The following is a 26,375-nucleotide window of genomic DNA, read 5'->3' as shown; positions in this document are numbered from 1 at the left end:
CCGAATGCGAGCGCCTTTTGCCCCTTTTGCACATGTATCTCACGTCTGAAAGCATCGGTATATGGGGATGACGGCCGGGAGGCGGATCATGGCCACGGCGGAACTCGCTTCGGAACGAGAGTCGGACTATCTGTCGCAACTGACGATGGCCGCAGCACGCTTCGGGAATCGCACCGAACAGCGTGAAAGAAACCGGTCCGTCCTCGAGACGCGTGGCGTGCTGTACGCGGACACCCCCGAGCGGGTCGAGAAGCGGCTGGCGCGTCTCGGTGCCGACTGGGCCATGGCGCGGGCGATCGAGCGGACACCGACCGAACCCGCGAGCAGCGCGGGGAGCACGCTCGGTCTGCCTCCGGAGGGCTTCACCAGTGAGGCGCTGGGACTGGAGCGCCTCATCGGGCGCAACAACCTCACCCCGGTCGCGTTCCTGGAGGAGGGCGTCCAGGTCTCGCGCTCGGTCGGCCGGATCACCATCACCGGGCCGGGAGGCGGACACGGCACCGGCTTCATGGTGTCCCCCTCCCTGCTGCTCACCAACAACCATGTCCTGGGCGACGCGCAGGAGGCGGGCCGCAGCAAGGTCGCGTTCGCCTTCCAGGACGGCGCCGACGGCAATCCGCTCGTGCCGGCGGTCTTCCAGCTCGAGCCGCTCCGGTGCTTCGTCACCGACCGGGCGCTGGACTACACCCTCGTCGCGGTGGCCCCACGCGGCGCGCAGGGCGAGGCGCTGTCGTCGTTCGGCCGGCTGATCCTGAGTGAGGCGCAAGGCAAGGCCGTCATCGGGGAGTTCGTCAACATCATCCAGCACCCGAGAGGCGAGCCCAAGCAGATCGCGCTGCGCGAGAACCAGATCGTCGACGTGCTGGAGCGGTTCCTGCACTACGAGTCCGACACCCGGGAGGGGTCCTCGGGTTCTCCGGTCTTCAACGACCAGTGGGAAGTCGTCGCACTGCACCACTCGGCCGTTCCGAAGACCGATGCCGAGGGCCGGCCGCTGAGCGTCGACGGCACGGTGTGGCGGCCGGAGACGGGCGAGCAGCAACTGGCCTGGCGTGCCAACGAGGGGGTGCGGATCAGCCGTGTGCTGCGGTCCCTGCACGAGGCACCGCTGACCGGTGAGGCGGCACGGCTGCGGGACGAGGTGTTCACCACGGAGCTGGACCCGTCTCCCGAGCGGAGCACGCCGCCGATGCCGTCCTTCAACGGCGGGCCCACCCTGGCGGGTGCCGACGGTTCACGGGCCGAGGCCCGGTCGTCCGCGACCGACGGTTCCGCCCAGGTCGTCCTCCCGCTGCGGATCACCCTCGACTTCGGCACCTCCTCGCCTCCTTCGGCCACCCTCTCGGCTCCCCTGCCCGCACTCGCGCCGACACCACAGCCGCCCCCGACCGAGCGGCCGGACGTCGTCTCAGCGGTCGGGAAGGACGTGGACGCGGCCCTGACCAACCACCGGCTCGCCCGGGAACGCGCGTACTACGACCGGTCCGCGGACGCCGCCGCACGCACCGCGTACTACGCGAACGTCCGCACCGACGACGGCGACGCTCTGCGCCGCGCGCTGACGACGCTGCTGACCGAGACCCATACGCCCAGGCCCAGGTACAAGCCGATGCGGCTGGTCTACCCGTGGGTCGACCTGCACAAGGACGGGCGGCTGCGCAGCATCTACTCCGGCCAGCCCTTCTCCGCCGAGGAGCTCATCCGGGCCGACGCGGCCGTGGAGGAGGCCCGGCTGGCCCGCGAGCAGGAACTGCTGCTGCGGGAGCGGACGGCGGGACCGGCGGAATTCGAGGCCGAGTTCCGCGCGCTGGAGGCGTCGCTGCCGTTCAATTGCGAGCACGTGGTGCCGCAGTCGTGGTTCCACGAGAAGGAGCCCATGCGGGGCGACCTGCATCATCTGTTCGCGTGCGAGCCCGGCTGCAACAGCTACCGCAGCAACTTCCCGTACTTCGACTTCCCCGACTACGAGGAGACCGTCCGGGACGCGTGCGGGAAGCGCGAGAGCGTGGGATTCGAGCCGGAGAAGTGCAGGGGCGTGGTCGCCCGCGCCACCCTGTACTTCCTGTTGCGGTATCCGGGCCAGATCGGCGACGTCGCGCAGGAGTTCCCCGAAGACCGGCTGCCCGTCCTGCTGCGGTGGCACGAGGGCGAGGCGGTCACCGAGTACGAACTGCACCGCAACGCGGCCATCGCGGAGATACAGGGCAACCGGAATCCGCTGATAGACCATCCCGAGTGGGCCCGCGAGATCGACTTCTCCGGGGTGTGGCCCTGAGCCCCGGGCCGACTCGCCCCGAACGGCGGCCTACTCGGCGTCGCCCTGGTGGTCGGCCCAGACATAGCTCTCAGGGAGCAGGTCGGTGATACGGACGGCTCGGACGCGGTCGCCCTCGCCGACGATCACCTCGAGGGCGGGAAAGTAGTCGAGAAGAACCTGACGGCACCGGCCGCACGGAGGGACGACCCCCCGGTCGCGGTCGCCCACGGCGACGATCGTGTCCAGCTCGTGGACCCCTTGGGCGGCTGCCGCGCCGATGAGGACCAGCTCGGCGCAGGGGCCTCCGGTGAAGTGGTAGACGTTCACCGCCGTGACGATCCGCCCGTCCTGAGCACGGGCCGCGGCCGCCATGGTGTGGTTGTCGCCACGGCAACGGGTGCGGGCGATGTCAGCCGCTGCCTCGATGAGTTCGTGGTCGACGTGGTGCGTCCGCGTGGTCGTCTTCTCCGCTTTCGTCATGTCACGAGTGTCGGTGATAAGCCTTGTTGGCGATGCGCCAGCCGCCGCCGTCGGCTCGGACCAGCAGGAAGATGTCGGTGAAGAGGTCAGCGCCGTGCCGCAGCGTCATGGTGGCGGTCGCGACCGTGCCGTGGACATCGACGGCGTCGATGCGACGGGAGCGGGTCGCTTCGTCCGGGGCCGGCCGGCCCGGGAAGAGAGCGCAGTACTCGTCCAGGCGCCAGGAGACGAACGCCCCGTCTCTCATTCCCTCGATGTGCGCGGTGGGCAGGAACGCCTCGCGGAAATGGGCGGGGTCGCCGGTGGCGTGTCCGCGCATGTAGGCGCGGAGCGGTTCGAGCACGGCGTCCGCCACCGCGGGGACCGTGGCGGCGACGGCGATGTCGGCCTCGGGGTCGGCGGGAGGATCGGCCAGGCCGGCCGCGCCGCGCAGCGGGGTGTTCGACGCGGCGGCCAGCAGGGCCATGTCCTTGGCCAGCGCACCGATGGTGAACTCGGCCGTGACAGCGGCCGCTTCTCCGGCGAGGAAGGGTCTCTTGGCGGTCACGAGTCCGCCGAGCCGGCCGAGTTCGAGGACGTCCAGCACCTGGGCGCGGGGCAGGCCGAGGGCGTCGGCCTGCCGCAGCGAGTCACGCAGCGCGAGGACGGCACCGGCGAGGCTGTTGTTGGCGATCAGCTTGAGCGCCGCGGCGGTGGAGGCGTCGTCCACGCGCCGCACGGTGCCCAGCGTCTCCAGAACCGGCCGGGCGCGGTCGACCGCGTCGTGGTCGCCGGCGGCGAGAATCCGCAGGGCGCCCGCGGCGGCGGCCGGCACGGATCCGAGCACGGGCGCATGGACGTAGGACGGGCCGGATCGCCGGGCCAGCTCGGACGCTTCGGCGGGCGCGACGGTGCTGGTGTTCAGCACGATCGTGTCCGTGCGCAGCACGTCACGGACCTCGTCGAGGACCTGTCGGCAGGCCGGGCCGTCGAACAACGCCAGGAGCACGAGGCCGGCCTTCGCCACAGCCTCGGCCGGATCGGCGGTCGTCTCGACGGCATCTTCCGTGCGCCCTGAGCGGGTCCAGCCGACGACGTGCCGGCCCTGGGCCGTCAGGCGGGTCGCCATCGCGTTGCCCATGCGCCCCAGGCCGAGGACGGCGATCGTGTGTGGTGTGGTCATGCGCGCCAGACTCGTGCACCGCGCCGGCTGCGACAAGCGCAGACTTCGCAGCCCTGCCCTGCGCAACTCGCATACCCGCTGGGCATACTGGCGCCATGGAGCTGACGGTGTGGCGAACGTTCGTGACCGTGTGCCGTCTGGGGTCGCTGTCGGCGGCGGCCGCCGAGCTCCATCACACGCAGTCGGCCGTCTCCCGGCAGATCGCAGGTCTGGAGCGGGAGCTCGGCGTGCCCCTGGTGGAACGCCATGCGCGCGGCGTCCGTCCGACGCCCGCCGGCGAGGTGTTCCGGCGCCACGCCCAGACCACGCTGAACGAGGCCGACCGCGCCGTTCGTGCCGTGCGGGACGCCCATGAGGGGGCGTTCAACCGGCCGCTGGCCGTCGGCGCCACGCCATCTCTGGCCACGGGGATCGTGCCCGAAGCCATCCGGGCGTTGTTGCGGCAGACCGGATCCCTCCGGTGGAGTCTGCTCCCCGCCCTGAGCCCGGAGCTGCACCACCGCGTGCTCGACGGCGATCTCGACGTCGCCGTCGTCACCGACGCCCCGCCGGGGCTGCCCCAGGACCCGCGGGTCGAACGACGCTTCCTCGGGCTGGACGACATGGTCGTCGCACTGCCCGTCGACCATCCGCGGGCCGGGCGCGGACCGGTGCACATCCACGCCCTGGCCGACCAGAGCTGGGCCGAGGACAACGACGGCTCGGCGGCGCTGCTGCGCCAGCACGCCGCCCGCGCCGGAGTCAGCGCCCGCATCGACCTCGTCGCGGCCGATCTGCCCGGCAAGCTGGCCCTGGTCGCGACCGGTCACGCCATCGCGCTCATACCCGGCGTGCTGACACGCGCCCTGCGGACCGACGTCACCACCGTGGACCTCGTCGACCCCCCGGCCCGCGGCATCTACACGATCACCCCGCGCCGCGACCCGCACCCTGCCGCAACGCCCCTGCTCGACCATCTCGCCACGGCGTTCGCCTCGATCCGCCCGGCGGCGGCCCACGCCGCGCCGGTCAGCGGTCCAGTGCGGGAAGGCGGTCCAGGCCCGTCTCGAGCATGATGCGTTCGACGGTCTCGTGCAGGGCGCTGCCGGCGCCGATGACGGTCTCGATCCCGCCCGGCAGCAGATCGAGCGGCCGGTGCCAGTCGCGCAGCTGTGCCTCGCCGACCTCGTCGGCGATCGGTTTGGTGGCATGCCGGGCGAGGGTTTCGGCGAACGGTACGTCCAGGTAGTAGCTGTGGCTCGGGCCCCGGTGGTCGGCGCGCAGCCGGGCGAGCATGTCGCCGTAGCGGTCGGCGTAGAGGATGCCCTCGACCACGACGTGGAATCCGGCGTCCAGCGCGTAGCGGGCCGTCAGGTCGATCAGGCCGATGTTCGCGGCACCGGGCCGGTCGCGCTCGCGCAGGACGATGCGGCGGAGGTTGTCCTGGCCGACCAGCGCCAGGCCACGGCCGAACTTCTCGCGGAGCGCGGCCGCGACGGACGACTTGCCCGAGGCGCTGTTGCCCCGCAGGACGACCAGCCGGGTCTCTTCGGTGCCCACCATCACGGCGGTCAGGTTAGCGAGTGCCCTCGCGACGCAGTGAGCAGTGAGGACCGTCCCGGTCGCCTGGGACGAGACACGCTTCCTGGCCGCCGACCCCGGCAGCCATGTCGTCGTCGCCCGCCGCAAGGGCCATACCTGGTACGTCGCGGGCGTCAACGGCAGGACCCTCACCATCTCCCCCGGCCTCGACTCCTCCGCGCCCGGCTACACGCCGCCCACCGGCCGGGCGCAGCGGCTCTCCTTCGACCTCCGCGACCTCGGCATACGCCGCCCCGCCACGGTCCGGCTGTTCGCCGACACCTCCGGCACCGACCGCGCCCTGCGCCGCAGCACGCCGAGGGGCAGTCGCGAGTCGGGCAGGCCCTCCGTGCGTCGCAGGGAGTCCTGACGTCGGTTCAATTCACTGATCCCGACGCCAGCAGGCCGTTGACCACCAGCGCCGCCAGGGCCTCCGCCGTGGCCGTGAGCTGTTCCGGTGAGGCGGCGTCGGGCCGGCCGAGGCGGCGCGCCAGAGGGACCTCCACCATGCCCGAGACGGGCGGGATGACCGCGAAGAACAGCACGTGCATCGGGACGGGCGCCATACGCCCCGCGGCCACGAGCCGCTCGATGCCGGGCTCCATGAGCTGCAGGGTCGGCGCGATGTAGTGCTCGAACAGGTAGTCCAGCCGTTCGGAGTCCTGGGCGAACTCGCTGACGAAGAGCCGTCCGATCAACGGCTCGTCCACGGCCGTCAGATAGAAGCCGGTGATGATCCGCCGCAGGGCCTCGGCGTCGTCGACCGCGTCGTCCACCTGCGGCAGGCGCGCCAGCTGCGCTCCCAGCGCGTGGTCCACCACCGCGCGCCAGAAAGCCGCCTTGGAGCCGTACCGGTCGTTGATGAAGTTGTGGCTGACGCCCAGGCGACGGGCCAGCTCGCGCGCGGAGGCGTGGTCGTAGCCCAGCTCGGCGAAGGCCTCCAGTCCGCGCCGCAGGATGCTCTCCTCGGCGGGGACCGCGGGAGTGTCCGCGCCGGGGCGCCCCGGCCGTCGACCGGATCCGGCTTTTGCTCCCACGACTGCCTCCATACGTGCGTTCTGCGCTGCTCGTGCTCCGGGCCATCCTAGGGACCCTCCACCTTACTTGACACCTGTCAGATTAGGGCTAATCTGACAGGTGTCAGGCAGCGGCCCCCTCGCATCGGCCGCTCCACGTGACGCGCTCCATCGACGCAGCCGTCCCGCACCGCATCACCACCGGCCGTCCGACCCCCTACCCCGCTTCCTCTGGAGTCCCGTCATGCCCAAGACCTCCACCGACACGGCCGGCGCGGCCCCCGTGTCCTCACTTCCGTCCGCCGGCACACCATCGCCTCACCGCTGGTGGATCCTGGCCGTCATCGGACTGGCCCAGCTCATGGTGGTGCTGGACGGGACGATCGTGAACATCGCGCTTCCCTCGGCCCAGAAGGATCTGGGCTTCTCCGACGGGGACCGGCAGTGGGTCGTCACCGCCTACGCGCTCGCCTTCGGCAGCCTGCTGCTGCTCGGCGGACGCATAGCCGACCTGTTCGGCCGGAAGATGACCTTCCTGGTCGGCCTGGTCGGTTTCGCCGGAGCCTCCGCGCTGGGAGGCGCCGCCGGCAGCTTCGAGGTGCTCATCGTCGCGCGTGCCGCGCAGGGTCTGTTCGGCGCCCTGCTCGCTCCGGCCGCCCTGTCCCTGCTGACCACGACCTTCACCGACGCCAAGGAACGCGCCAAGGCCTTCGGCGTGTACGGCGCCATCGCCGGCGCGGGCGGCGCCATCGGCCTGCTCCTCGGCGGCTTCCTGACCGAGCACCTCGACTGGCGGTGGACCCTCTACGTCAACCTGGTCTTCGCCGCTGTCGCCTGCGTCGGCGGCATCCTCCTGCTCCAGCGCACCACCCGCGACAAGAACGCCACCATCGACATCCCCGGCGCGGTCCTCGTCTCCGGCGGACTGTTCTGCCTGGTCTACGGCTTCGCCAACGCCGAGAGCCACGACTGGAGCTCCGTGCAGACCTGGGGCTTCCTGGTCGCCGGTGCCGTCCTGCTCGCCGCGTTCACCTGGTGGCAGACCCGCTCCACCCACCCTCTGCTGCCCTTGCGCGTCCTGCTCGACCGCAACCGCGGCGCCTCCTTCGTCTCCATCCTGATCACCGGCGCCGGCATGTTCGGTGTCTTCCTCTTCCTCACCTACTACCTGCAGCAGAGCCTGGGCTACACCCCCATCAAGACCGGACTGGCCTTCCTGCCGATGGTCGGCGCGCTCATGCTGTCCTCGACGCTCGCCTCCACCGTGCTGATCCCCCGCATCGGGCCCAAGGCGGTCGTGCCGCTGGGCATGGGCCTCGCAGCGGCAGGCATGGTGTGGCTGACCGGCCTCGGCCTCAGCAGCAGCTACGCCACCGACATCCTGCCTCCGCTGATCGTGGCGGGACTCGGCCTCGGCCTGGTGATGGCCCCGGCCATGAGCCTGGCCACGGCCGGGGTGAAGGCCGAGGACGCCGGGGTCGCCTCCGCCGCCGTGAACACCATGCAGCAGGTCGGCGGCTCACTCGGTACGGCCCTGCTCAACACCCTCTCCACCAGCGCCGTCACCGACTACCTGGTCGGCCGCAACCCCAAGGACCCCGCCGTCCTCGCGCAGGCCGGTCTTGAGGGCTACTCCACCGCCTACTGGTGGTCGGCCGCCTTCTTCGCCGCCGGTCTGGTCATCAGCGTCGTCCTCTACCGGCGGGACGTACCGGCCACCGACCCCGACGCGGCACCCGTGGTGCACATGTGAGGCCCGGCCGGGGCGTTCCGGCCCCGGTCGCACGGCTGCGGAAGGACTAGGGCGTGGGCGATGCCTCGGTGAGAGACATCCAGTGCCGGACGGTCTCCTGGTGGGAACCGGTAGCCGTGCTTTCGGCGACTGCCGCCGCGTCAACGATGGAGCACGGCGCCCCTGAACGGGCCAGCAGGACGAGCGGCCACTCAGGGCCCGCACCGGGCCCCGCTCCGTCAAAAGCGGCCCAGTCCCAAGGGCCGTCGAATCGCCATGCCCGCCCCGCAGCGTCGGCGATCTCGTCGCCCAGCTGCAGAAACGCGTAGGGCCGCATCAACAACTCAAAGGTGAAGGGGATCCCGTCACCCGGGTGGACGGTGTAGCCCGAACCGTCGAGATGGCTGCCGTCCGGAAACTCCCGGTACGACAGACCGCGGCGCAGCACAGCCACGGTCAGCCCGGGGCGCGGTAGCCAGCCTGTCTCCAGGGGAGGGTCGTGGTGGTCAACAGCCGTCACGTGGACCACCGTCGGCGGCACCCCGACCCGGCAGATGTCCCCCGGCTCCAGATGCTCGGGCGGCGGGTCGGTCCGGAACAACTCCGCCTCGGCCTCCGGCGAGACCTGCCTGCCGCTGTCCACGCCCAAGGCCACGATCCCGTTCCAGTGACAGAAGTCGCTGTCGGTGTCGATGCGCCACCACGGCCACCGCACCGACACGTGGCCCCACATCACGCCTCGTTCGACTCTGGTCGGCGTGAAGGGGCAGGCGACCGACAGCACGTCACCGACCCGGAAATCCCCCTCGTACGTCATCGGGCCAGGCTAGAACAGGCAGTTTTCGAACTGGGAACGCGGCGGCGTCGGTGAAGCCGACCGGGATCGCGGGATCGGCACAGTACGGCGGTGTGGCTGGGCTGGGAGGACCGGCCCGAGCCGCGACACGAGACGATCCAGGCCCACGCGATCTTCGACCGCCCCTTCGGCTTCCTCACCCGTCCATCGGGCCTAGTCCTCGCGGCGGGCTGGGTCACCGGCCCGAAGCCCTTCCCGGAGGACGAGGACGCCTATGTACTGGACACGCCAAGAGACTGACAGCCGAGCCGGAAGGTGCGGCAAGTGAATGAGCGCTCTCTGATTCTCAACGAGCTCGCCCAGGGCATGCGCCCGCCGGCCGAGGGGCTCGCATGGTTCGAGGAGCTGGCCGACGCGGAACAGTCCGCTGTGTTGCGGGAACTGCACCAGTTCTGCGTCCAGGCACGTGCCACCGCCGAGGATGCCTTGGAGGGCATCCGGCGGTCCGGGCTCAGGCCGACGCACACCCCGTCGGTGCTGGTCACGCGGGGACGAATCGACGAGCAGTTGGGAAAGGTCGCCGGGTTGACGCCGCTGTACGAGCGAGTCAGGGCGTTTCGTTTGCTGCTCCAGGTCTTGGGACTCGCGGACGCGCGGCGGCGAGAGCGGGCTTGTGCCGACGGGTGCTGTCATGAATGGCACCAGTTGGGACGCGGCCGCGAGTGAGGTTCCGGCCCGGCGCCACGCCGGCCTGAGATCAGGAGCCGTAGTAGGGGTTCGCGGCGATGTACCCGGTCTCGCACTCCTCCGGTGTTCCGGGTGCGCTGCGGCACAAGGTCATGGTGAGGCTTCTGATGCCGGTCGGGTCGGAGGCGGCGATGTTCTGGAAGTCGGCGGTCGTGTCGCAGCCGTCGGTGTTGTGGTAATCGCTCAGGGGGCGGGCGGCGCCGGATCCGGTCTGGATGGTGAGGGTGGCGTGGACGGACAGGTCGTCGCAGGTCTGGTCGGCGACGGCCAGGGCGCCGTTGTGGAAGGAGTTCCGGTCGACCCAGGTCAGCTGGATGCGGGCCCGGTCTCCCCAGCTGGTCGTGATGTCGCCGCTGGTGGTCTCCGCCCACCCCTGGCCGGCGGGCCCCAGCGTGAGCGCGGTCGTGGCGGCGACGACGAAACCTGCACGGCGCATGTGGATGCCTCCTCCGGGGTAGCGGCCGGCTGTTCTGCCGCGTATGTCGTGTCAATCCTCGACCGCTCCCGGCACTCACTCTCGCGAAGGGCCGCCAAACGCGTGAGCAGCGGGAGGACGGCGGCCGCCGGTGGCCGGCCTCCGACCGTGCCGTCCGTCGTCATCAGCTGGCCGCGCACGCGATCGCCCAGGGTGAGGGACAGCGCGGCGCTGCCACCCCGAGGCCCCGGGTGTCCCGTCGCCGGAGCCGCCCGCGTCGGCGTGCCGGCCAGGGACGTTACGAAGCCGCTCGCCGGAGCGTCGGCTCCGTGTGGCTGTCGGGGTGGGACAGGCCGAGGTGGTCGCGGAGTGTGGTGCCGGTGTAGTCGTGGCGGAAGACCCCGCGTTCCTGGAGCAGCGGGACGACGGTGTCGGCGAACTCGTCCAGGCCGCCCGGGGTGATGTGCGGGACCAGGATGAAGCCGTCGGCGGCGTCCGCCTGGACGAAGTCGTTGATGGTCTCGGCGACGGTGGCCGGGGAGCCGATGAACGACTGTCGGCCGGTGGTCTCGATGACCAGCTCGCGGATCGACAGGTTCTCCGCCGCGGCGCGCTCGCGCCATTGCCTGGCGACGGCGATCGGATCGCGGAACATGCGGACACTGGCCCGGCCGCGGGCGATGGTGTGCTCGCCGGGGTCCGGGTCGATGTCGGGCAGCGGGCCGTCCGGGTCGTAGCCGGAGAGGTCCCGGTTCCAGACGTGTTCGAGGTACTTGATCGCGGTCTGCCCGCTGACCTGCCGGCGTCGCACCTCGTGTGCGAGGTCCCGCGCCTCGGCGTCGGTGTCGCCGAGCACGAAGGTCGCCGCGGGGAGGATCAGCAGCTGGTCGTGGGTTCGGCCGTGGCGGGCCAGGCGTCCCTTGACGTCGCTGTAGAACTCCCGGCCGGCCTCCAGGGTGCTGTGCCGGCTGAAGATGGCGTCGGCGCTCGACGCGGCGAACTCACGGCCTTCGCCGGAGTCGCCCGCCTGGAAGATCACCGGGCGGCCCTGCGGGCTGCGCGGCACATTGAACCGGCCCGCGATGTCGAAGTGCTGTCCCTGGTGGACGAAGGCCCCGGCCTGCGCGTCCTTCAGGAAGATGCCGGATTCCCGGTCGGCGACGATCTCGTCACCGTGCCAGGAGTCGAACAGCTCGGTGGCGGTGGCCAGGAACTCCTTGGCCCTGGAGTAGCGCTCCTCCTGGGGGAGGAAGCCGCCGCGCCGGAAGTTCTCGCCGGTGAAGGCGTCCCAGGAGGTGACGACGTTCCAGGCGGCGCGTCCGGCCGACAGGTGGTCCAGGCTGGCGAACTGCCGGGCCACCTCGTAGGGCTCGTTGAAGGTGGAGTTGATGGTGCCGGTGAGGCCGATGTGCTCGGTGACGGCTGCGAGGGCGGTCAGGACGGTGAAGGTGTCGGGGCGCCCCACCACGTCCAAGTCGTAGATCCTGCCGCCCTGTTCACGCAGTCGCAGTCCTTCGGCGAGGAACAGGAAGTCGAACTTGGCGCGTTCGGCGGTGCGTGCGAAGTGCGCGAACGAGCTGAAGTCGATGTGGCTGCCCGCCTGTGGGTCGCTCCATACGGTGGTGTTGTTGACGCCGGGGAAATGGGCCGCGAGATGGATCTGCTTCACGCGCTCGCCCCTGGTCGGTTCGCTCATGGTCGTAGGACTCCTCCGGCTTCAGGCCGCGGCGTAGCGGTTGGCGGGGCGGGCGAGCCCGAGCAGCCCGCGCAGGGTGTCCGCCTCGTAGGCGTGCCGGAAGGCGCCTCGGCGTTGCAGTTCCGGTACCAGGCCACGGGTGATCCGCTCGAGGTCGTGGCCGATCACTCCGGGGCGCAGCCGGAAGCCGCTCAGGCCGGCCCGGCGGCGCTCCAGCAGCAGGTCCGCCAACTGTCCGGGCGTGCCGGTGAAGATCTCGGCGTCGCTGGTGTACGCGTAGCCGGCCAGGCCGTCCAGACGGGCCTTGCGATCCGCCGCCGCCGTGGGGCCGTCGTCCAGGAACACGACCAGGTCACCGAAGACATGGAGCGGCTCGTGCTCCCGCCCTGCCTCGGCCCGGGCGGCACGGATCTCGGCGACGACGGCCCGGGCCTGGTCGGTGTCGTGCGGGGTGACGTACCCGATGTCGGCCGAACGGCCCACGAGTCGATAGGGCACGCTCTGGTGCGCGAGCGCGCTGACGAGGGGCTGTCCCTGCGGCGGCCGGGGTGTGATAGAGGGGCCCTTGACGTTGAAGTGCCTGCCCTCGAAGTCGATGTAGTGCAGCTTGTCGCGGTCGATGAAGCGGCCGGTGGCGACATCGCGGATCTCCGCGTCGTCTTCCCAGCTGTCCCACAAGCGGCGTACCACCTCGATGTGGTCGGCGGCCTCCTCGAACAGCTCGGTGATCAGGTCCCGGCCGGCCGGGGTGTCCCGGTCCTCGGTGCGGAGGGACGGGAAGGTGCGACGGCCGAAGTGCGCGGCCTCGTTCTGCCGTGCCGACACCTGGACGCGCAGGCCCGCGCGGCCGGTGCTGACGTAGTCCAGGGTGGCGATCGCCTTGGAGATGTGGAACGGCTCGGTGTGGGTGGCGACCACGGTCGGCACCAGCCCTATGTGCCGGGTCAGCGGTGCGATCCGGGCGGCGATCAGTACGGCGTCCAGCCGGCCCCGCACCTGGTCGGTGCGCTCGTCCGGCTCTGTGGGGTGCGAGGACTGCGGCCCGAGCGCGTCCTCGAAGGTCACGAAGTCGAGCAGGCCGTGTTCGGCCTCCGTCACGAGGCCGGCCCAGTAGCCGGCGGTGAACACGTCCTGGGGGCGGGCGCCCGGCTCACGCCATGCCGCCGGGTGCCAGCCCGTGCCGTCCAGCGCGACGGCAAGGTGGAGAGGGGGAGGTGCGGACACGAGAAGGGTGCCTTCCAGGTCGGCCGTACGGGATCACCAGCCCTCCCGAGGGAGGGCACGGGGCCCGCCATGTTCCGGTATGGCGGGCCCCATGTCGTCGCAGGTTAGGCGGAGTTGGGCGGTCGAAGGTGGAGGGCGTATTGCGGTTCCATGAAGCCGGTCGGGTCCTGCCGGGCGGGCCCTTCCGCGATGTGAACGGCCCAGTCGAGGATCTGTACCGCCGCCCCGGCGGCCTCCAGCCCTTGGCAATGGGCGTGGTGCCTGCGGGCTATGCCGTCCAGGTCGAGATGGCGGCCGAAGGCGGGGTGGGCGGCGAGCCGTCGGGCGTAGGTCCACAGGTGCGGATGGTCGGCGACGCGGTGGACCGCTGCGGCGTCCAGGTGCAGTCGGTGCACGGTGTCGAGCTGGACCAGGGCCACCCACAACCGCACGTCGGCGGCGGTCAGTTCATCGCCGAGGACGTAGGCCTGGTCGGCGAGGCGCCACTCCAGCGAGCCGAGGACCCGGAGGAGGGAGCCGAGGGCGGTGTGGCGTGCCGTGGCGTCGGTGTCGGCCTGTCCGGCGCGCTGTGCGGCCTCGTTGACGCTGTGGTCACAGAGGCGTTCGACGGCCTCTGTCTCCTCCTCCGCGCCGGGCGGGTAGAGGACGGGACGGTCGGTGCCGTCGTCGCCGGAGAACCGGGCCAGGTCCCGGAGGATGTGCGAGGAGTGCGTGGTGACGATCCGCCCGGTCCAGGTGTCGCTCAGCACCGGTGCGAGGGCCGGCCCGGGATGCCGGTGCGAGCTGGCCTCGTACAAGGGGCTCAGCTCGGAGTGTCCGCCGTCGGGCCGGTCCGGGAGGGCCGGCAGCAGCACGACCGGGAGGGTGTCCTCGAGGCCGAGCAGACTGTGGGTGATGGCGATCCGCAGACAGTGGGGGCAGGACAGTGAGAGGTGGAGGCGGTAGCGGCGCGGCGCGGCGTAGTAGCCGCTGTTGGCGTCACAGCCGATCCTGCCCCGGAACGGCGGCGGTGTGGGGAGGGACGGGACGGTGGTCAGGGGTGCGGCGGGCATGTGTCTCCCTGGGTCCGGGTCCGGCTTGTGGTTCTGGGAGGTGCGGCGAAGGGCGGCGCACGTGGGGGACGGGGGCGCGGCGGCGTCGGCGCGTACCCGTGCGCGGCGGGGTCGCGGCGCCGGGGGCGCCGCCGATTCAGCGGAGGGGGTTCGCCGCGCTGCAGACGCGCAGGAGATCGATGTGCCGGCGGGAGGTGAGGAGCAGAGACCACCGGCCCGCGCGCGACGCGCGGTCGGCGGGCGGCTCCAGTCTCTCCATCATTTCCTACCGATGCACTAGGGATCTCTGCTCTGGAGTGTCAGGCGGCTTTCCCGCCACGTCAAGAGGGCCTGCACCCGCCGCGGCTCCGCCGCTTCCCTCCTGCCCGGTGCCTCAGCCGTTCGCCAGCTCTCCGAGCAGCTTCCAGGTGCGGCGCCGGTCGGCCTCGGTGCCCAGGTCCGTCGTCGTGAAGACCACCTCCGTCGCCCCCGCTTCCCGGTATCGGGCGGCCTCGGCGGCGACGGTCTCCTCGTCCCCGATCACGGCCTGGTCGACGGCCCGGGTGCCGCCGGACAGCCCGATGACGCGCTGGTAGGACGGAAACCGCTCGTAGAAGGCGAGCGTCTCGGCCGCCTTCTCGCGCACGCTCTCGGCGTCGGCGGTGACCACTCCGGGGACGAACGCCACGATGCGGGGCGCGGGCCGGCCGGCCGACTCGGCCGCGGCGGTGACGGCCGGGACGATGTGCTCGGCGAGGGCGCGTGGGCCGGCCAGGTACGGGAGGATGCCGTCCGCGAGTTCACCGGAGACGCGCAGCGCCTGCGGCGCCATGGCCGCGACCAGCAGCGGCACGGGCGGTTCGGCACCCGGCACGGCACCCGGCAAGGGCGTGGTGGCGGTCAGCAGCTCTCCGTGGAAGTCGGCGCTGCCCGTCTCGACGAGTTGGCGCAGGGCGGTGAGAAATTCCCTGAGCAGGCGGATGGGGCGCTCGTGCGGGATGCCGAAGCCGGTCTCCGTCAAGTACTTGGTGCCGAGCGCGAGCCCGAGGTGGTAGTGGCCGCGGGTCGCCGCCTGGGCGGTCTGGGCCTGGCTGGAGATGAGGAGCGGATGGCGGCCGAAGACGGGGATCGCGGAGGTCCCGACGTGCAGCCCGGGTACCTCGCGGCCGACGATCGCGGCCAGCGTGGGTGAGTCGTAGGCGAAGGTCTGCCCGAACCAGGCGGACCGTAATCCGGCTTCGTGGGCTTCCCGCGCCAGCCGCACCGTGCCGTCGATCTCGTGGTGAAGGGGAAGCGCTACTCCGATGGTCATACCCGGGCAACCGGCCTCCTCGCGACCGGCATTCCTGCTCGCTTGTGACAGGCTCATGAACGCCTGGCGTGCCGCGCCGTGCTCATAGGGGGCTGAAGCAGTTGTGATGCAGGTAGCCGTGGTCACCTTCGACGGGTTCAACGAGCTCGACAGTTTCATCGCTTCCGCGCTGATCAACCGGTGCCGCAAGGACGGCTTGGAGGCCTTCATCACGACGCCTACGCCGGTGGTCACCTCGATGAACGGCGTGGAGGTGACCGGGCAGCGCCCGATGGAGTTCGTGACCGAGGCCGATGTCGTGCTGATCGGCAGCGGAGTGAAGGCGCGCGAGGTGGTCGCCGACGACCGGCTGGTTTCCCGGCTGCGGCTCGATCCTTCGCGACAGCTGATCGGTGCGCAGTGCTCCGGGGCGCTGGTACTGGCCCGGCTCGGGTTGCTGGAGGGCATGCCGGCGTGCACGGACATCAAGAGCCGGCCCTTCGTCGAAGGCTCCGGCGTCACGGTGCTGGACACTCCCTTCCACGCCGAGGGGAACATCGCCACGGCGGGCGGGTGTCTGGCGTCCCAGTACCTCGCGACGTGGGTGATCACCCGCACGCTCGGGCAGGACGCCGCACACGGCGTCCTCGACTACGTGGCTCCGGTCGGCGAGAACCAGGAGACGGTCGAGCGCGCCCTGCGTGCCGTCCAGACAGGCGAGGCCGCAGTGCGCTGATCGCTCAACGCCGTACGGCACACTTCCTGACCGGCCTATCGTTGCGCTCATGGTCTTCGAGTCAACGACAGATCCCACCGTCTTCCACGCGGCGTTCCGCGATCAGTTCGAGGTCTTCCTCGATGAGCATCGATCCGCTCTGTACGACAGTCTCAACGGGCTGACCGAGGAGCAGGCGCGCCGGTCGCTGGTCCCGTCCAGGACCACCCTGCTCGGCCTGGTCAAGCACGCCACGTTCGTCGAGAAGGTCTGGTTCGACGAGGCGATCACCTGCCGGTCCCGTAGCGAGATCGGCATTCCCGACACGCCCGACGAGTCGTTCGACCTCCAGGACGACGACACGATCGCCTCGATCCAGGAGGCCCATCAGCAGGCGTGCGCGGCGTCCCGTCGAGCGACGGAGAAGCTGACGCTGGACGACGTCCTGCAAGGCAACCGCCGGGGCCCGCTGCCGCTGCGCTGGGTCTACCTCCACACGCTGCGCGAGCTGGCCCAGCACTGCGGCCACGCCGAGATCCTTCGCGAGCAGCTCCTCAGCGACGTGCCAGGCACCGCGATGCGCCCGAGCTGACCCGGGGCGCCGACCAGGGCATCGCCCCCAGGTCCCGTAAGGTCAACATCGTTGCACCGCACAGGACTTGGGAGGCGGATACATGGGGCGTGACGAGCTGATCCGGCCGGTGCCGGAGCTGTTGCGGCAGCACGCCGAGGCGGCCCCGCAGCGGGTCGCCTACTCCGACTCCGCGCGCGGCGTCACCTACGCCGAGCTGGAGCGACGCACCCGCTCGCTGGCCTCGTACCTGAAATCCCGGACAGCACTGCGCGACGGCGACCGCGTCGCGATCTGCCTCGGCAACCGTGTGGAGACAGTGGAGAGTTGCCTCGCTGTGCTCCGGGCGGGCATGGTCGGCGTGCCGCTCAATCCGCGGTCCTCCGACGCCGAACTGGCCCACTTCCTCCAGGACAGCGGCGCCGCGTTCGTCATCACCGATGCCGCGCACCTCGCACAACTGCGGCGCCTGGGACCGCCGTACGACCGCTTGGGTGTCCTGGTCACCGGGGCCGGACCGGTCCCGGACAACGCCGAGCTGTTCCTCAGCGCGGTCGAGAGCGACGCGTCCGCGGAGATCGACCTGCTCGGGCTCGACGATCCGGCCTGGATGCTCTACACCTCGGGCACCACGCACCGGCCCAAGGGCGTGCTGTCCACGCAGCGGGCGGCGTTGTGGTCCGTGGCCGCCTGCTACGCCCCGATCTTCGGCCTCTCGCCCGACGACCGGCTGCTCTGGCCGCTTCCGCTGTTCCACAGCTTCAGCCACTCGCTGGCGATCCTGGGCGTGACCGCTGTGGGCGCGAGCGCCCGGATCGCGGGTGAGCTGCTGCCGCCGGGCGGGCTGCGACAGGAGCTGCTCACGGCGTACGAAGGGCTCGGCGGGCCCTTCACCATGCTGGCCGGCGTGCCGACGACGTATCACCGACTGGTCGGCTCGCCGGGCGAACTCCCGCAGGCGCTGCGGATGTGCGTGGTGGCCGGTGCGCCGAGCGGTCCGGCTCTGCGCTCGGCCGTGGAGGAGACGCTCGGGGCGCCGCTGCTCGACGCGTACGGCAGTACGGAGACCTGCGGCATGATCGCGGTGAACCGCCCCGACGGGCCCAGGGCCGACGGTTCCTGCGGGGCGCCCGTCCCGGGCATGGACGTACGCCTCGTCGACCCGCGCGGCGGCGAGGACGTCCCGGACGGGGCCGAGGGCGAAGTCTGGGTGCGGGGGCCGAGCCTGATGACCGGGTACCACGGGCAGCCCGAGGCGACGGCAGCCGCGCTGCGGGACGGCTGGTACCGCACCGGCGACCTGGGCCGCCGGGTCGAGCACGGCCATCTCCGGCTCACCGGCCGGGTCAGCGAGCTGATCATCCGCGGCGGCGAGAACATCCACCCGACGGAGATCGAACAGGCCCTGGCGCAGTGTCCGGGCGTGTCCGAGGCCGTCGTCGTGGGCGTGCCGCACGACGTGCTCGGCGAGGTGCCGGTCGCCTTCGTCGTACCGGGTCCGGACGGGATCGACGCACGGCGAGTGCTCGCCGAGTGCCGCACCCGGCTGGCCGACTACAAGGTGCCCGCCGAGATCCACGAGATCGCCGCCGTCCCGCGCACCGCGTCCGGCAAGATCGCCCGGCACGCGCTGGCCGTCCCGGCTCCGGCCACGGACGGCACCGCTCGTACCGCCCTGCGCGAGCGGCTCCTGCCCCTCTCGCCCGAGGACCGGGAACGCGCGCTCCGCGAAACGGTGCTCACCACGACGGCCGAGGTCCGCCGGCCCGCGCCCGGCGATCTGCCCGACGCGGACAGCCCCTTCGCCGATCTCGGCATGACGTCCGTCGGCGTCGTCGAGCTGGTGGACCGCCTCGGCGAGCTGACCGGCCTGGACCTGCCGTCGACACTGGTCTTCGACCATCCGACACCGGCCGAGGTCGCCCGGTACCTGTGCGTGGCGCTCTTCGAGGGCGTGCGTGACGAGCACCCCCGGGCACCCCGTGCACCCCGTGCACAGGACCGGTCCCCCGACGACGATCCCGTCGTGATCGTCGCCATGGGCTGCCGGTATCCGGGTGACGTCAACTCCCCCGAGGATTTGTGGGAGTTGGTGACGCACGGGCGGGACGCCATCTCGGAGTTCCCGACCGACCGCGGCTGGGACCTGGACGCCCTGTACGACCCGGATCCCGACCGGATCGGCACGTCGTACACGCGACACGGCGGATTCCTGCACCGGGCCGCGGAGTTCGACGCAGGGCTGTTCGGGATCTCGCCGCGCGAGGCGCTCGCGATGGATCCGCAGCAGCGGCTGCTCCTGGAGACGTCCTGGGAGGTGTGGGAGCGGGCCGGAATCGATCCGGCCGCGGTGCGCGAGAGCGACACCGGTGTGTTCGTGGGCGTGATGTACAGCGACTACTCCGCCCGGTTCGGCCGCTCCCACGAGCTGGAGGCGCACCTGGGGCTGGGCTCGGCGGGCAGCGTGGCCTCGGGGCGGATCTCGTACGTCTACGGCCTGCGCGGGCCCGCGATCACGGTCGACACCGCGTGCTCGTCCTCACTGGTGGCGCTGCACCAGGCGGCGCGGGCGCTGCGCTCGGGCGAGTGCTCGCTGGCGCTGGCCGGCGGGGTCACGCTGATGGCGACGCCCAAGCCGTTCCTCGCGTTCAGCCGGCAGCGCGGGCTGTCGCCGGACGGACGCTGCAAATCGTTCTCGGCGGCGGCCGACGGTACGGCCTGGGGCGAGGGCGTGGGCCTCGTCCTGCTGGAGCGGCTGTCCGACGCGCGGCGCAACGGCCATCCGGTCCTGGCCGTGCTCCGCGGCTCCGCCGTGAACTCCGACGGCGCGTCCAACGGACTCGCCGCGCCCCACGGGCCGGCACAGCGGCGGCTGATCACACGGGCGCTGGCGGACGCGGGTCTGCGCGCCGGTGACGTGGACGCCGTGGAGGCACACGGCACCGGCACCAGGCTGGGCGATCCCATCGAGGCGGGAGCTCTGCTGGCGACGTACGGGCAGGACCGCGAGCAGCCGCTGTGGCTCGGCTCGGTCAAGTCCAACCTCGGGCACACACAGGCGGCGGCCGGAGTAGCCGGCGTCATCAAGATGGTGCAGGCCCTGCGGCACGGCGAACTGCCCCGGACCCTGCACACCGACTCGCCCTCACCTCATGTCGACTGGTCCTCCGGCCGCGTGGAGCTGCTGACCGACGCCCGGCCCTGGCCGGCCTCGGACCGGCCGCGGCGTGCGGGGGTGTCGGCTTTCGGGATCGGCGGGACCAACGCGCATGTGATTCTGGAGGAGGCGCCGGAGGAGGAAACGACAGAGGCCTCTCCCGAGACGGTGGCGACGCCGCCGTCGCCGTGGCTGCTCTCCGCTGCCGTTCCATGGTTGCTCTCCGCCGCTGACGAACCCGCCCTGCGCACCCAGGCCCGCCGGCTCGCGGCCGACATGGCGGACCGGCCCGGACTGTCGTTCTCCGACGTCGCCCACTCGCTGGCGGTATCGCGCTCCGCACTCCCCCACCGCGCGCTCGTGCCGGCCGGCGACCGGACGCGGATGCTGGACGCGCTGACCGCGTTCGCGGAAGGCCGCGACGCACCAGGAGTCGTACGAGGACTGGCGGACCCGGAGATCCGTACGGCCTTCCTGTTCACCGGGCAAGGCGCCCAGCGCCCCCGGATGGGCGCCGAACTGAGCGCCGCGTTCCCCGTGTTCGCCGAGGCCTTCGACGAGGTCTGCCGGTACCTGGACGACCGTCTCCCCCAGCCGCTCAGCGCGGTGCTGTCCGCCGAGCCGGGCTCGCCGGAGGCGGCTCTGGTGGACCGTACGGACTTCGCCCAGGCCGGACTGTTCGCCTTCGAGGTGGCGCTGTTCCGGCTGCTCGAGGCGTGGGGCGTGCGAGCCGACCGCCTGGTGGGGCACTCCATCGGCGAGCTGGCGGCGGCGCATGTCGCTGGCGTACTCGATCTGCCCGATGCCGCGACGCTCGTCGCCGCTCGCGGCCGCCTGATGCAGGCGCTGCCCGACGGCGGCGCGATGGTGGCGCTGGACGGGACCGAGGAGGAAGTCCGCGCAGTGCTCACGGAGTTCGGGCCGCAGGCGGCCGTCGCATCCGTCAACGGGCCCCGTTCCGTTGTGATCTCGGGCGCGCGGGACGCGGTCCTCGCCGTCGCGGCCCGCTTCGAGGCGCGGGGCCGCAGGGCCGTACGGCTGCGGGTGAGTCACGCCTTCCACTCGCCCCTGGTCGAGCCGATACTCGACGAGTTCCTGGGCGTGGCCAGGGAGTTGACTTTCCGTCCGCCGCGCATCCCGATCGTCTCCACCGTGACGGGCCGACCCGCCGAGCCCGCCGAACTGTGCACGCCCGAGTACTGGGCGCGGCACGCCCGGCTGCCCGTACGCTTCGCCGACGCCGTCGGCCGACTCGCGAACGACGGGATCTCCGCCTACCTCGAACTCGGTCCCGGGCCCGTCCTCACCGCGGCGGCCACCGACTGTCTGTCCGACGCGCCCACGACGGGCTCCGTTCTCGCCGTGGCGACACGAAGCGGTGCGTACGAGCCGGAGACGCTGCTGTCGGCCGTGGCACGGCTGCATGCGGCCGGGGCCGCTGTCGACTGGGCGGCGGTGTACGCGGGGTCAGGCGCTCGCCGAGTGAATCTGCCGACGTACGCCTTCCAGCGGCAGCGGTATTGGCTGGACGCACCGCACCCGGCAGCGGCCGACGGCGGGGCCCTGCTGAGCCCGGCGTTCCCGGTGCCGGACACCGAGCGGACGGTGCTGACCGGGCTGTTGTCTCACACGGCCCACCCGTGGCTCGCGGACCATGTCGTCGCCGGGAGGGTCATCGTGCCGGCGACCATGTGCGTCGAGATGGCCGTGCGGGCGGGAGACGAGGTGGGCTGCGGCACGGTCGACGAACTCGTGCTGCTGTCGCCGCTCGCTCTGCCCGGTCCCGCGGGGGCGCGGATCCAGGTCGTGGTGGGCGCGCGGGACGACTCGGGCCGGCGGACGGTCGACATCTACTCCCGGCCGGAGGAGTCCGCCGAGGACGCCTCATGGACGAGGAATGTCACGGGACAGCTGGGCCCGGGCCGCACCGCACGGGACGAGTTGACCCAGTGGCCGCCCCAGGGCGCCGAGGCGGTGGACCTCACCGGCGCGTACGCCGCCCTCGCCGAGGCCGGGCTCGCCTACGGGCCTGCCTTCCAGGGGGTCCGCACGGTGTGGCGGCGCGGCGACGATGTGTTCGCGGAGGTCGGGCTGCCCCCGTCGCACGCGTCGGAAGCGGGCCGATTCGGACTCCATCCCGCGCTGTTCGACGCCGCGTTGCACGCGCCGCTGCTGGGCCGGTCCGCCGGCACGAGCTCCGTCCGCGTGCCGTTCGCCTGGAGCGGCGTGAGCCTGCACGCCTCGGGAGCCACGGAGCTGCGGGTCAGGGTGACGCCGACGAGCCCGGACACGGTCTCGCTGACCCTGGCCGACCCGTCCGGCCGACTCGTGGCACACGTGGACTCGCTGGCCACCAGGGAACTCCCGGCCGACCGGGCCGCCATGGCAGGCGGCATGACGGACGACACGGCTGACGACCTCGTACGAAGGGCTCTGCTACGCCCTGAGTGGTCCGCCCTCGACGTCTCCGGCGACACCGATGAGCGCGCCTGGGTGGTACGTGGGCCCGACGAGCTGAACCTCGCCGGGTTCCTGCCCGGTCCAGCGAACCCCGAGGTCGTCGCCGTCACCGCCATCGCCCGTGCCACCGGCGCCGATCCGCTCTCCCCCGTACACGAGCTGACCGGCCGCGTGCTCAAGGCGCTCCAGGACTGGCAGGACGACCCGGGTACGGCGGGTTCACCGCTGGTGGTGGTGACGCGGGATGCCACCGGGCCGGTGCCGGACCTGGCGGGTGCGGCGGTCTGGGGGCTGGTGCGTGCGGCGCAGTCGGAGCTGCCCGGTCGGGTGGTCCTGGTCGACGTGGACGGCCGGCCCGAGTCGTTGCGGATGCTGCCGTCGGCGATCGCCACCGGTGAGACGCAACTCCGCGTGCGGGAGGGGCAGGTGACGGTACCGCGCCTGGCTGCGGCCGGTGATGCCTCAGCCTCCGCGGCTCCCTTCGACGCGAACGGCACGGTGCTGATCACCGGAGGCACCGGCGCGCTCGGCGCGGAGCTGGCACGTCATCTGGTCGCCGAGCACGGTGTACGGCATCTGCTGCTGACCGGACGCCGTGGGCCGCTGGCACCCGGCGCCCGGGAACTGCGCCGCGAGCTGGAGGAGTCGGGAGCGAGGGTCGCCGTCGTCGCCTGTGACGCGGCAGACCGGGCCGCCCTGGGCGAGGTGGTCAAGCGTTGCGAGCCGCCGCTGATCGCGGTGGTGCATGCTGCCGGGGTTCTCGACGACGGCGTGCTGGACTCCCTGACTCCCGAGCGGATGGCGGCCGTGCTGCGGCCGAAGGCCGACGCGGCCTGGCACCTGCATGAACTGACCCGGGACATGGACCTCTCGGCGTTCGTCGTGTTCTCCTCCGTCTCCGGTCTGCTGGGCCGGGCGGGTCAAGGCAACTACGCGGCCGCGAACTCGTTCCTCGATGCCCTCGTCCAGCGCCGTGCCGCCGAGGGGCTCCCGGCGGTGTCGCTGGCTTGGGGCCCGTGGGAGCACACCGATGGCATGGCGGCGGGGCAGCTCCCACAGCGCCCGCGAGCAGGTGACGTGTTCGTGCCTCTGTCGACACAGCAGGGCTTGGCCCTGTTCGACGCCGCGCTGCGCTCGACGGAGCCGGTCCTGGCGCCGATCCTGCTGGACCGGGCGGCGCTTCGGTCCGGTGCGGGGCACCTGCCGCCGCCGTTGCGCGGACTCGTCCGTCAGAACCGGCCGACCGTCGCCGCGACGTCCTCCGGTTCGGCCGGGTCCTCCGGGTCCTCCGGGCAGCTGCTGGAGCCGGGAGCCTGGCGCAAGCGGCTGGCCTCCGTACCACCGGGTGAGCGGGAGGCGGCGCTCGTGGAGCTGCTGCGGGCCGATGTCGCCGCGGTGCTCGGTTACCCGGACGCCGACGCGCTCCCGGTCGGCAAGACCCTCGCCGACCTGGGGTTCGACTCCCTCACCGCCGTGCAGATCCGAAACCGGATCAGCATCGCGCTGAAGCTCCGGCTGTCGGCCGCGGTGGTGTTCGAGCACCGTACGGCCGAGGAACTGGCACGCCATCTGCTCGGTCTGCTGGACGGCGAACCGGCCGCGGCGACGGCCACCGAAACCACAGGGCCCGAGCCAATCGAAACCACAGGGCCCGAGCCACAGGCGTACACCCTCTCCTCACTGTTCCGGATGGTCAGTGCGGCCGGCCAACCGGTGGCGGCCATGCACCTGCTGGTCACGGCGTCCTGGGCGCTGCCCACCTTCCCGGCCGCCCAGGGGCGCGAGCACGCGCTGCCCCCGATCCGCCGCTCCCACGCCCGCTCCGGCTCCGTCAGGCCGACGGTCGTCTACTTCCCGGCCTACCATCCCTCGGTCGCGTCGGACGACGGGGACTTTCCTCGTTTCCACCGCGCGTTCCAGGACGACCTGGGCGTTCTGGAGTTCCCGCACCCCGGGATCGGCGCCGGTGCCGCCGTACCGGAGGACCGTGCCGCGCTGGCGCGTACGCAGGCCGAGAACGTGCTGCGGCACGTCGGGGACGGGCCCTTCGTGGTCGTAGGGCGCTCGGCGGGCGGCAATGTGGCGCACCTGGTGGCCCATCAGCTGGAGACCATGGGCCGGGCAGCGACCGGGCTGGTGCTGCTGGACACCTACCACATCACGCCGGAGAACAGCGCCAAGGACTGGCTGCTGTCCCTGGGCGCCCCACCGCCGCAGGACACCGGACGGCCGCTCTTCACCGGGGACGACGACAGCGCCCTGGCGGCGATCGGTGCCTACAACCGGATCTTCCTCGGCTGGGATCCCGAGCCGGTCGCCACGCCCACGCTCCTTGTGCGCGCGCTGCGGCCCACACCCGCCATGGCGGCCTCCGCCGACGCGGACCGCTGGCGGACGTCCTGGCCCACGGCACACGAGACCGCGGACGTTCCCGGGGACCATCTGACGATGATGCGGGAGCACGCGGAGACCACCGCGTCGGCGATCCGCACCTGGATCGACGCGCGTACGACGAAGGGAGACCAGTGAATCCGGCCCATCCCCCGCAGGACTTCGACGTCATCGTGGTCGGTGGCGGCCCGGCCGGGTCGACCGTCTCCGCGGCCGTCGCCCTGCACGGCCATCGTGTCCTCCTCGTCGAGAAGGAGACCTTCCCGCGGTACCAGATCGGCGAGTCCCTGCTCCCCTCCACCGTGCACGGCGTGTGCCGGATCCTCGGCGTCGAGGACGAGGTGGCGCGGGCGGGCTTCAAGCCGAAGCGCGGCGGCACGTTCCGCTGGGGCCGCAACCGGGACCCCTGGCAGTTCTCCTTCGCGCTGTCGCCCCGGCTGGCCGACCCGACCTCGTTCGCCTACCAGGTGGAGCGGTCCCGGTTCGACGCGATCCTCCTGGACAACGCCCGCCGGGTCGGGGTCGACGTACGGGAGGGCTGCCGTGTGACCGACGTGGTCGCCGACGAGGAGCGGGTCCGCGGGGTGCGCTGGACCGGCCCCGACGGCGAGGTCCGCGAGGCCCGCGCCCGGTTCGTCGTGGACGCCTCCGGCAACGGCAGCAGGATCCACCCGCACGTCGGCGGAAAGCGGATCCACTCCGACTTCTTCCGCAACATCGCGGTGTTCGGCTACTTCGCCGGCGGCGCACGGCTCCCGGCGCCGAACGAGGGCAACATCTTCTGCGCCGCCTTCGACGAGGGCTGGATCTGGTACATCCCGCTCCGGGACGATCTGACCAGCGTGGGAGCCGTGGTCGCCCGCGAGAACGCCGAGGCCGTCCAGGGGGACCCGGCTACCGCCTGGCGCCGGCTGACCGACGCCTGCCCGGAGATACGCGACCTGCTCGAGGGTGTCCCGCAGGCCACCGAGGCGCCCTACGACCAGGTCCGTGTCCGCAAGGACTGGTCGTACTGGAAGTCGCGGCTGTGGCGGCCCGGCATGGCACTCGTCGGAGACGCGGCGTGCTTCGTCGACCCGGTGCTCTCCAGCGGGGTCCATCTCGCGACCTACGGCGGACTGCTCGCCGCCCGGTCCCTCAACGGCTGCCTCGCCGGAACCCTGGACGAGGAGCGGCTGTTCGCCGAGTTCGAGGCCCGCTACCGGCACGAGTACAGCCTGTTCCACGAGTTCCTGGTCTCCTTCTACGACATGCACCAGGACGAACGTTCGTACTTCTGGAAGGCGCGCAAGGTCACCCATACCGGCACGACGGAACTGGAGGCGTTCGTCGAGCTGGTGGGCGGTCTGGCGTCCGGCGACGCGTCACTCACCGGGGCCGGACCGGCGGGCGAACGGCTGACCGCGGCCGCCGACGACTTCGAGCGAGCGGTGCGCCGTCTTCCCGACGCCGACGACCTGCGCAATCCGCTCTACGAGTCCGAGACCTTCCGGAAGGTGTTCCAGGAAGGGACCGTCCTGCAGGAACGCGGGCTGTTCGGCGGCCCGCTGGAGGACGAGGCGCCGCTGCGGCCGGGCGGTCTGGTGGCGTCGGAGGACGGGCTGTCCTGGGTCGACCCCGAGCCGTAGGAATCACACGGTCACCGCCATGAGATACCCCTTGCCCGAATGTATA

At 71.8% G+C, this 26,375-nt stretch carries 20 protein-coding genes; 10 read left to right on the top strand and 10 right to left on the bottom strand.

All coding sequences use genetic code 11. From position 1 onward, the window contains the following. Positions 1-88: 88 nt before the first annotated feature. The gene (locus ACFT32_RS11430; RefSeq protein WP_382488204.1) at positions 89-2,275 is read left to right on the top strand and encodes an endonuclease; all 2,187 of its coding nucleotides are present in this window, start codon (positions 89-91) and stop codon (positions 2,273-2,275) included. A gap of 30 nt (positions 2,276-2,305) precedes the next feature. Here the strand turns inward: ACFT32_RS11430 and ACFT32_RS11425 are convergent, their stop codons facing one another. Both ACFT32_RS11425 and ACFT32_RS11420 read right to left on the bottom strand, forming a co-directional pair. Beyond that, positions 2,306-2,737: a cytidine deaminase family protein gene (locus ACFT32_RS11425; protein WP_382488203.1), complete on the bottom strand. Its 432-nt coding sequence runs from the start codon at positions 2,735-2,737 to the stop codon at positions 2,306-2,308. A gap of 1 nt (position 2,738) precedes the next feature. Next, positions 2,739-3,899, bottom strand: a complete 1,161-nt coding sequence (locus ACFT32_RS11420) for a nuclear transport factor 2 family protein (protein ID WP_382488202.1) — start codon at positions 3,897-3,899, stop codon at positions 2,739-2,741. Between the two features lie 95 nt (positions 3,900-3,994). Here ACFT32_RS11420 and ACFT32_RS11415 point away from each other — a divergent pair, with 95 nt between their 5' ends. Then, positions 3,995-4,954 (top strand): LysR family transcriptional regulator, encoded by a 960-nt coding sequence (locus tag ACFT32_RS11415; RefSeq protein ID WP_382488201.1) that lies wholly within the window; start codon positions 3,995-3,997, stop codon positions 4,952-4,954. Here the strand turns inward: ACFT32_RS11415 and ACFT32_RS11410 are convergent. After that, positions 4,908-5,441 (bottom strand): AAA family ATPase, encoded by a 534-nt coding sequence (locus tag ACFT32_RS11410; protein ID WP_382488200.1) that lies wholly within the window; start codon positions 5,439-5,441, stop codon positions 4,908-4,910. The two genes, ACFT32_RS11415 and ACFT32_RS11410, sit on opposite strands and share 47 nt — an antisense overlap. A gap of 43 nt (positions 5,442-5,484) precedes the next feature. On the opposite strand from ACFT32_RS11410, the gene ACFT32_RS11405 reads away from it, so the two are divergent. Then, the gene (locus tag ACFT32_RS11405) at positions 5,485-5,829 is read left to right on the top strand and encodes a glycoside hydrolase family 97 C-terminal domain-containing protein (protein WP_382488199.1); all 345 of its coding nucleotides are present in this window, start codon (positions 5,485-5,487) and stop codon (positions 5,827-5,829) included. A gap of 7 nt (positions 5,830-5,836) precedes the next feature. Here the strand turns inward: ACFT32_RS11405 and ACFT32_RS11400 are convergent, their stop codons facing one another. Then, positions 5,837-6,496: a TetR/AcrR family transcriptional regulator gene (locus ACFT32_RS11400; RefSeq protein ID WP_382488198.1), complete on the bottom strand. Its 660-nt coding sequence runs from the start codon at positions 6,494-6,496 to the stop codon at positions 5,837-5,839. A gap of 223 nt (positions 6,497-6,719) precedes the next feature. On the opposite strand from ACFT32_RS11400, the gene ACFT32_RS11395 reads away from it, so the two are divergent. Further along, positions 6,720-8,228: an MFS transporter gene (locus ACFT32_RS11395; protein WP_382488197.1), complete on the top strand. Its 1,509-nt coding sequence runs from the start codon at positions 6,720-6,722 to the stop codon at positions 8,226-8,228. Positions 8,229-8,274: 46 nt separating this feature from the next. On the opposite strand, the gene ACFT32_RS11390 is transcribed toward ACFT32_RS11395, so the two are convergent. Further along, positions 8,275-9,024 (bottom strand): hypothetical protein, encoded by a 750-nt coding sequence (locus tag ACFT32_RS11390; protein ID WP_382488196.1) that lies wholly within the window; start codon positions 9,022-9,024, stop codon positions 8,275-8,277. Between the two features lie 90 nt (positions 9,025-9,114). Here ACFT32_RS11390 and ACFT32_RS11385 point away from each other — a divergent pair, with 90 nt between their 5' ends. Continuing rightward, on the top strand, positions 9,115-9,303 hold the full coding sequence (locus ACFT32_RS11385) for a hypothetical protein (RefSeq protein WP_382488195.1): 189 nt from the start codon (positions 9,115-9,117) through the stop codon (positions 9,301-9,303). 24 nt (positions 9,304-9,327) lie between these two features. After that, positions 9,328-9,729, top strand: a complete 402-nt coding sequence (locus ACFT32_RS11380; RefSeq protein WP_382488194.1) for a DUF5958 family protein — start codon at positions 9,328-9,330, stop codon at positions 9,727-9,729. Positions 9,730-9,760: 31 nt separating this feature from the next. On the opposite strand, the gene ACFT32_RS11375 is transcribed toward ACFT32_RS11380, so the two are convergent. From ACFT32_RS11375 to ACFT32_RS11355, 5 genes are all read right to left on the bottom strand, one after another. Beyond that, positions 9,761-10,186, bottom strand: a complete 426-nt coding sequence (locus tag ACFT32_RS11375) for a hypothetical protein (protein ID WP_382488193.1) — start codon at positions 10,184-10,186, stop codon at positions 9,761-9,763. 277 nt (positions 10,187-10,463) lie between these two features. Then, complete coding sequence (locus ACFT32_RS11370) at positions 10,464-11,861, bottom strand: NtaA/DmoA family FMN-dependent monooxygenase (protein WP_382488192.1); 1,398 nt, start codon at positions 11,859-11,861, stop codon at positions 10,464-10,466. Between the two features lie 21 nt (positions 11,862-11,882). Continuing rightward, on the bottom strand, positions 11,883-13,085 hold the full coding sequence (locus tag ACFT32_RS11365; protein WP_382488191.1) for an LLM class flavin-dependent oxidoreductase: 1,203 nt from the start codon (positions 13,083-13,085) through the stop codon (positions 11,883-11,885). A gap of 104 nt (positions 13,086-13,189) precedes the next feature. Next, the gene (locus tag ACFT32_RS11360; protein WP_382488190.1) at positions 13,190-14,137 is read right to left on the bottom strand and encodes a glutathione S-transferase C-terminal domain-containing protein; all 948 of its coding nucleotides are present in this window, start codon (positions 14,135-14,137) and stop codon (positions 13,190-13,192) included. 373 nt (positions 14,138-14,510) lie between these two features. Further along, on the bottom strand, positions 14,511-15,428 hold the full coding sequence (locus ACFT32_RS11355) for an LLM class F420-dependent oxidoreductase (protein WP_382488189.1): 918 nt from the start codon (positions 15,426-15,428) through the stop codon (positions 14,511-14,513). 106 nt (positions 15,429-15,534) lie between these two features. Here ACFT32_RS11355 and ACFT32_RS11350 point away from each other — a divergent pair, with 106 nt between their 5' ends. The 4 genes from ACFT32_RS11350 to ACFT32_RS11335 all read left to right on the top strand — a co-directional run bounded on the left by ACFT32_RS11350 (position 15,535) and on the right by ACFT32_RS11335 (position 26,329). After that, positions 15,535-16,143, top strand: a complete 609-nt coding sequence (locus tag ACFT32_RS11350) for a DJ-1/PfpI family protein (protein ID WP_382488188.1) — start codon at positions 15,535-15,537, stop codon at positions 16,141-16,143. 49 nt (positions 16,144-16,192) lie between these two features. Further along, positions 16,193-16,714 (top strand): DinB family protein, encoded by a 522-nt coding sequence (locus tag ACFT32_RS11345; RefSeq protein ID WP_382488187.1) that lies wholly within the window; start codon positions 16,193-16,195, stop codon positions 16,712-16,714. Positions 16,715-16,796: 82 nt separating this feature from the next. Further along, on the top strand, positions 16,797-24,839 hold the full coding sequence (locus tag ACFT32_RS11340) for an SDR family NAD(P)-dependent oxidoreductase (protein ID WP_382488186.1): 8,043 nt from the start codon (positions 16,797-16,799) through the stop codon (positions 24,837-24,839). Further along, positions 24,836-26,329: an FAD-dependent oxidoreductase gene (locus ACFT32_RS11335; protein WP_382488185.1), complete on the top strand. Its 1,494-nt coding sequence runs from the start codon at positions 24,836-24,838 to the stop codon at positions 26,327-26,329. Before ACFT32_RS11340 ends, ACFT32_RS11335 begins: the two co-directional genes overlap by 4 nt. Positions 26,330-26,375 lie beyond the last annotated feature (46 nt).

The organism is Streptomyces sp. NPDC057002, from assembly GCF_042673825.1.
Taxonomy (GTDB): Bacteria; Actinomycetota; Actinomycetes; order Streptomycetales; family Streptomycetaceae; genus Streptomyces.
The sequence above is the reverse complement of the archived record's forward strand: the minus strand, read 5'-3'. Positions and strand labels throughout refer to the sequence as shown.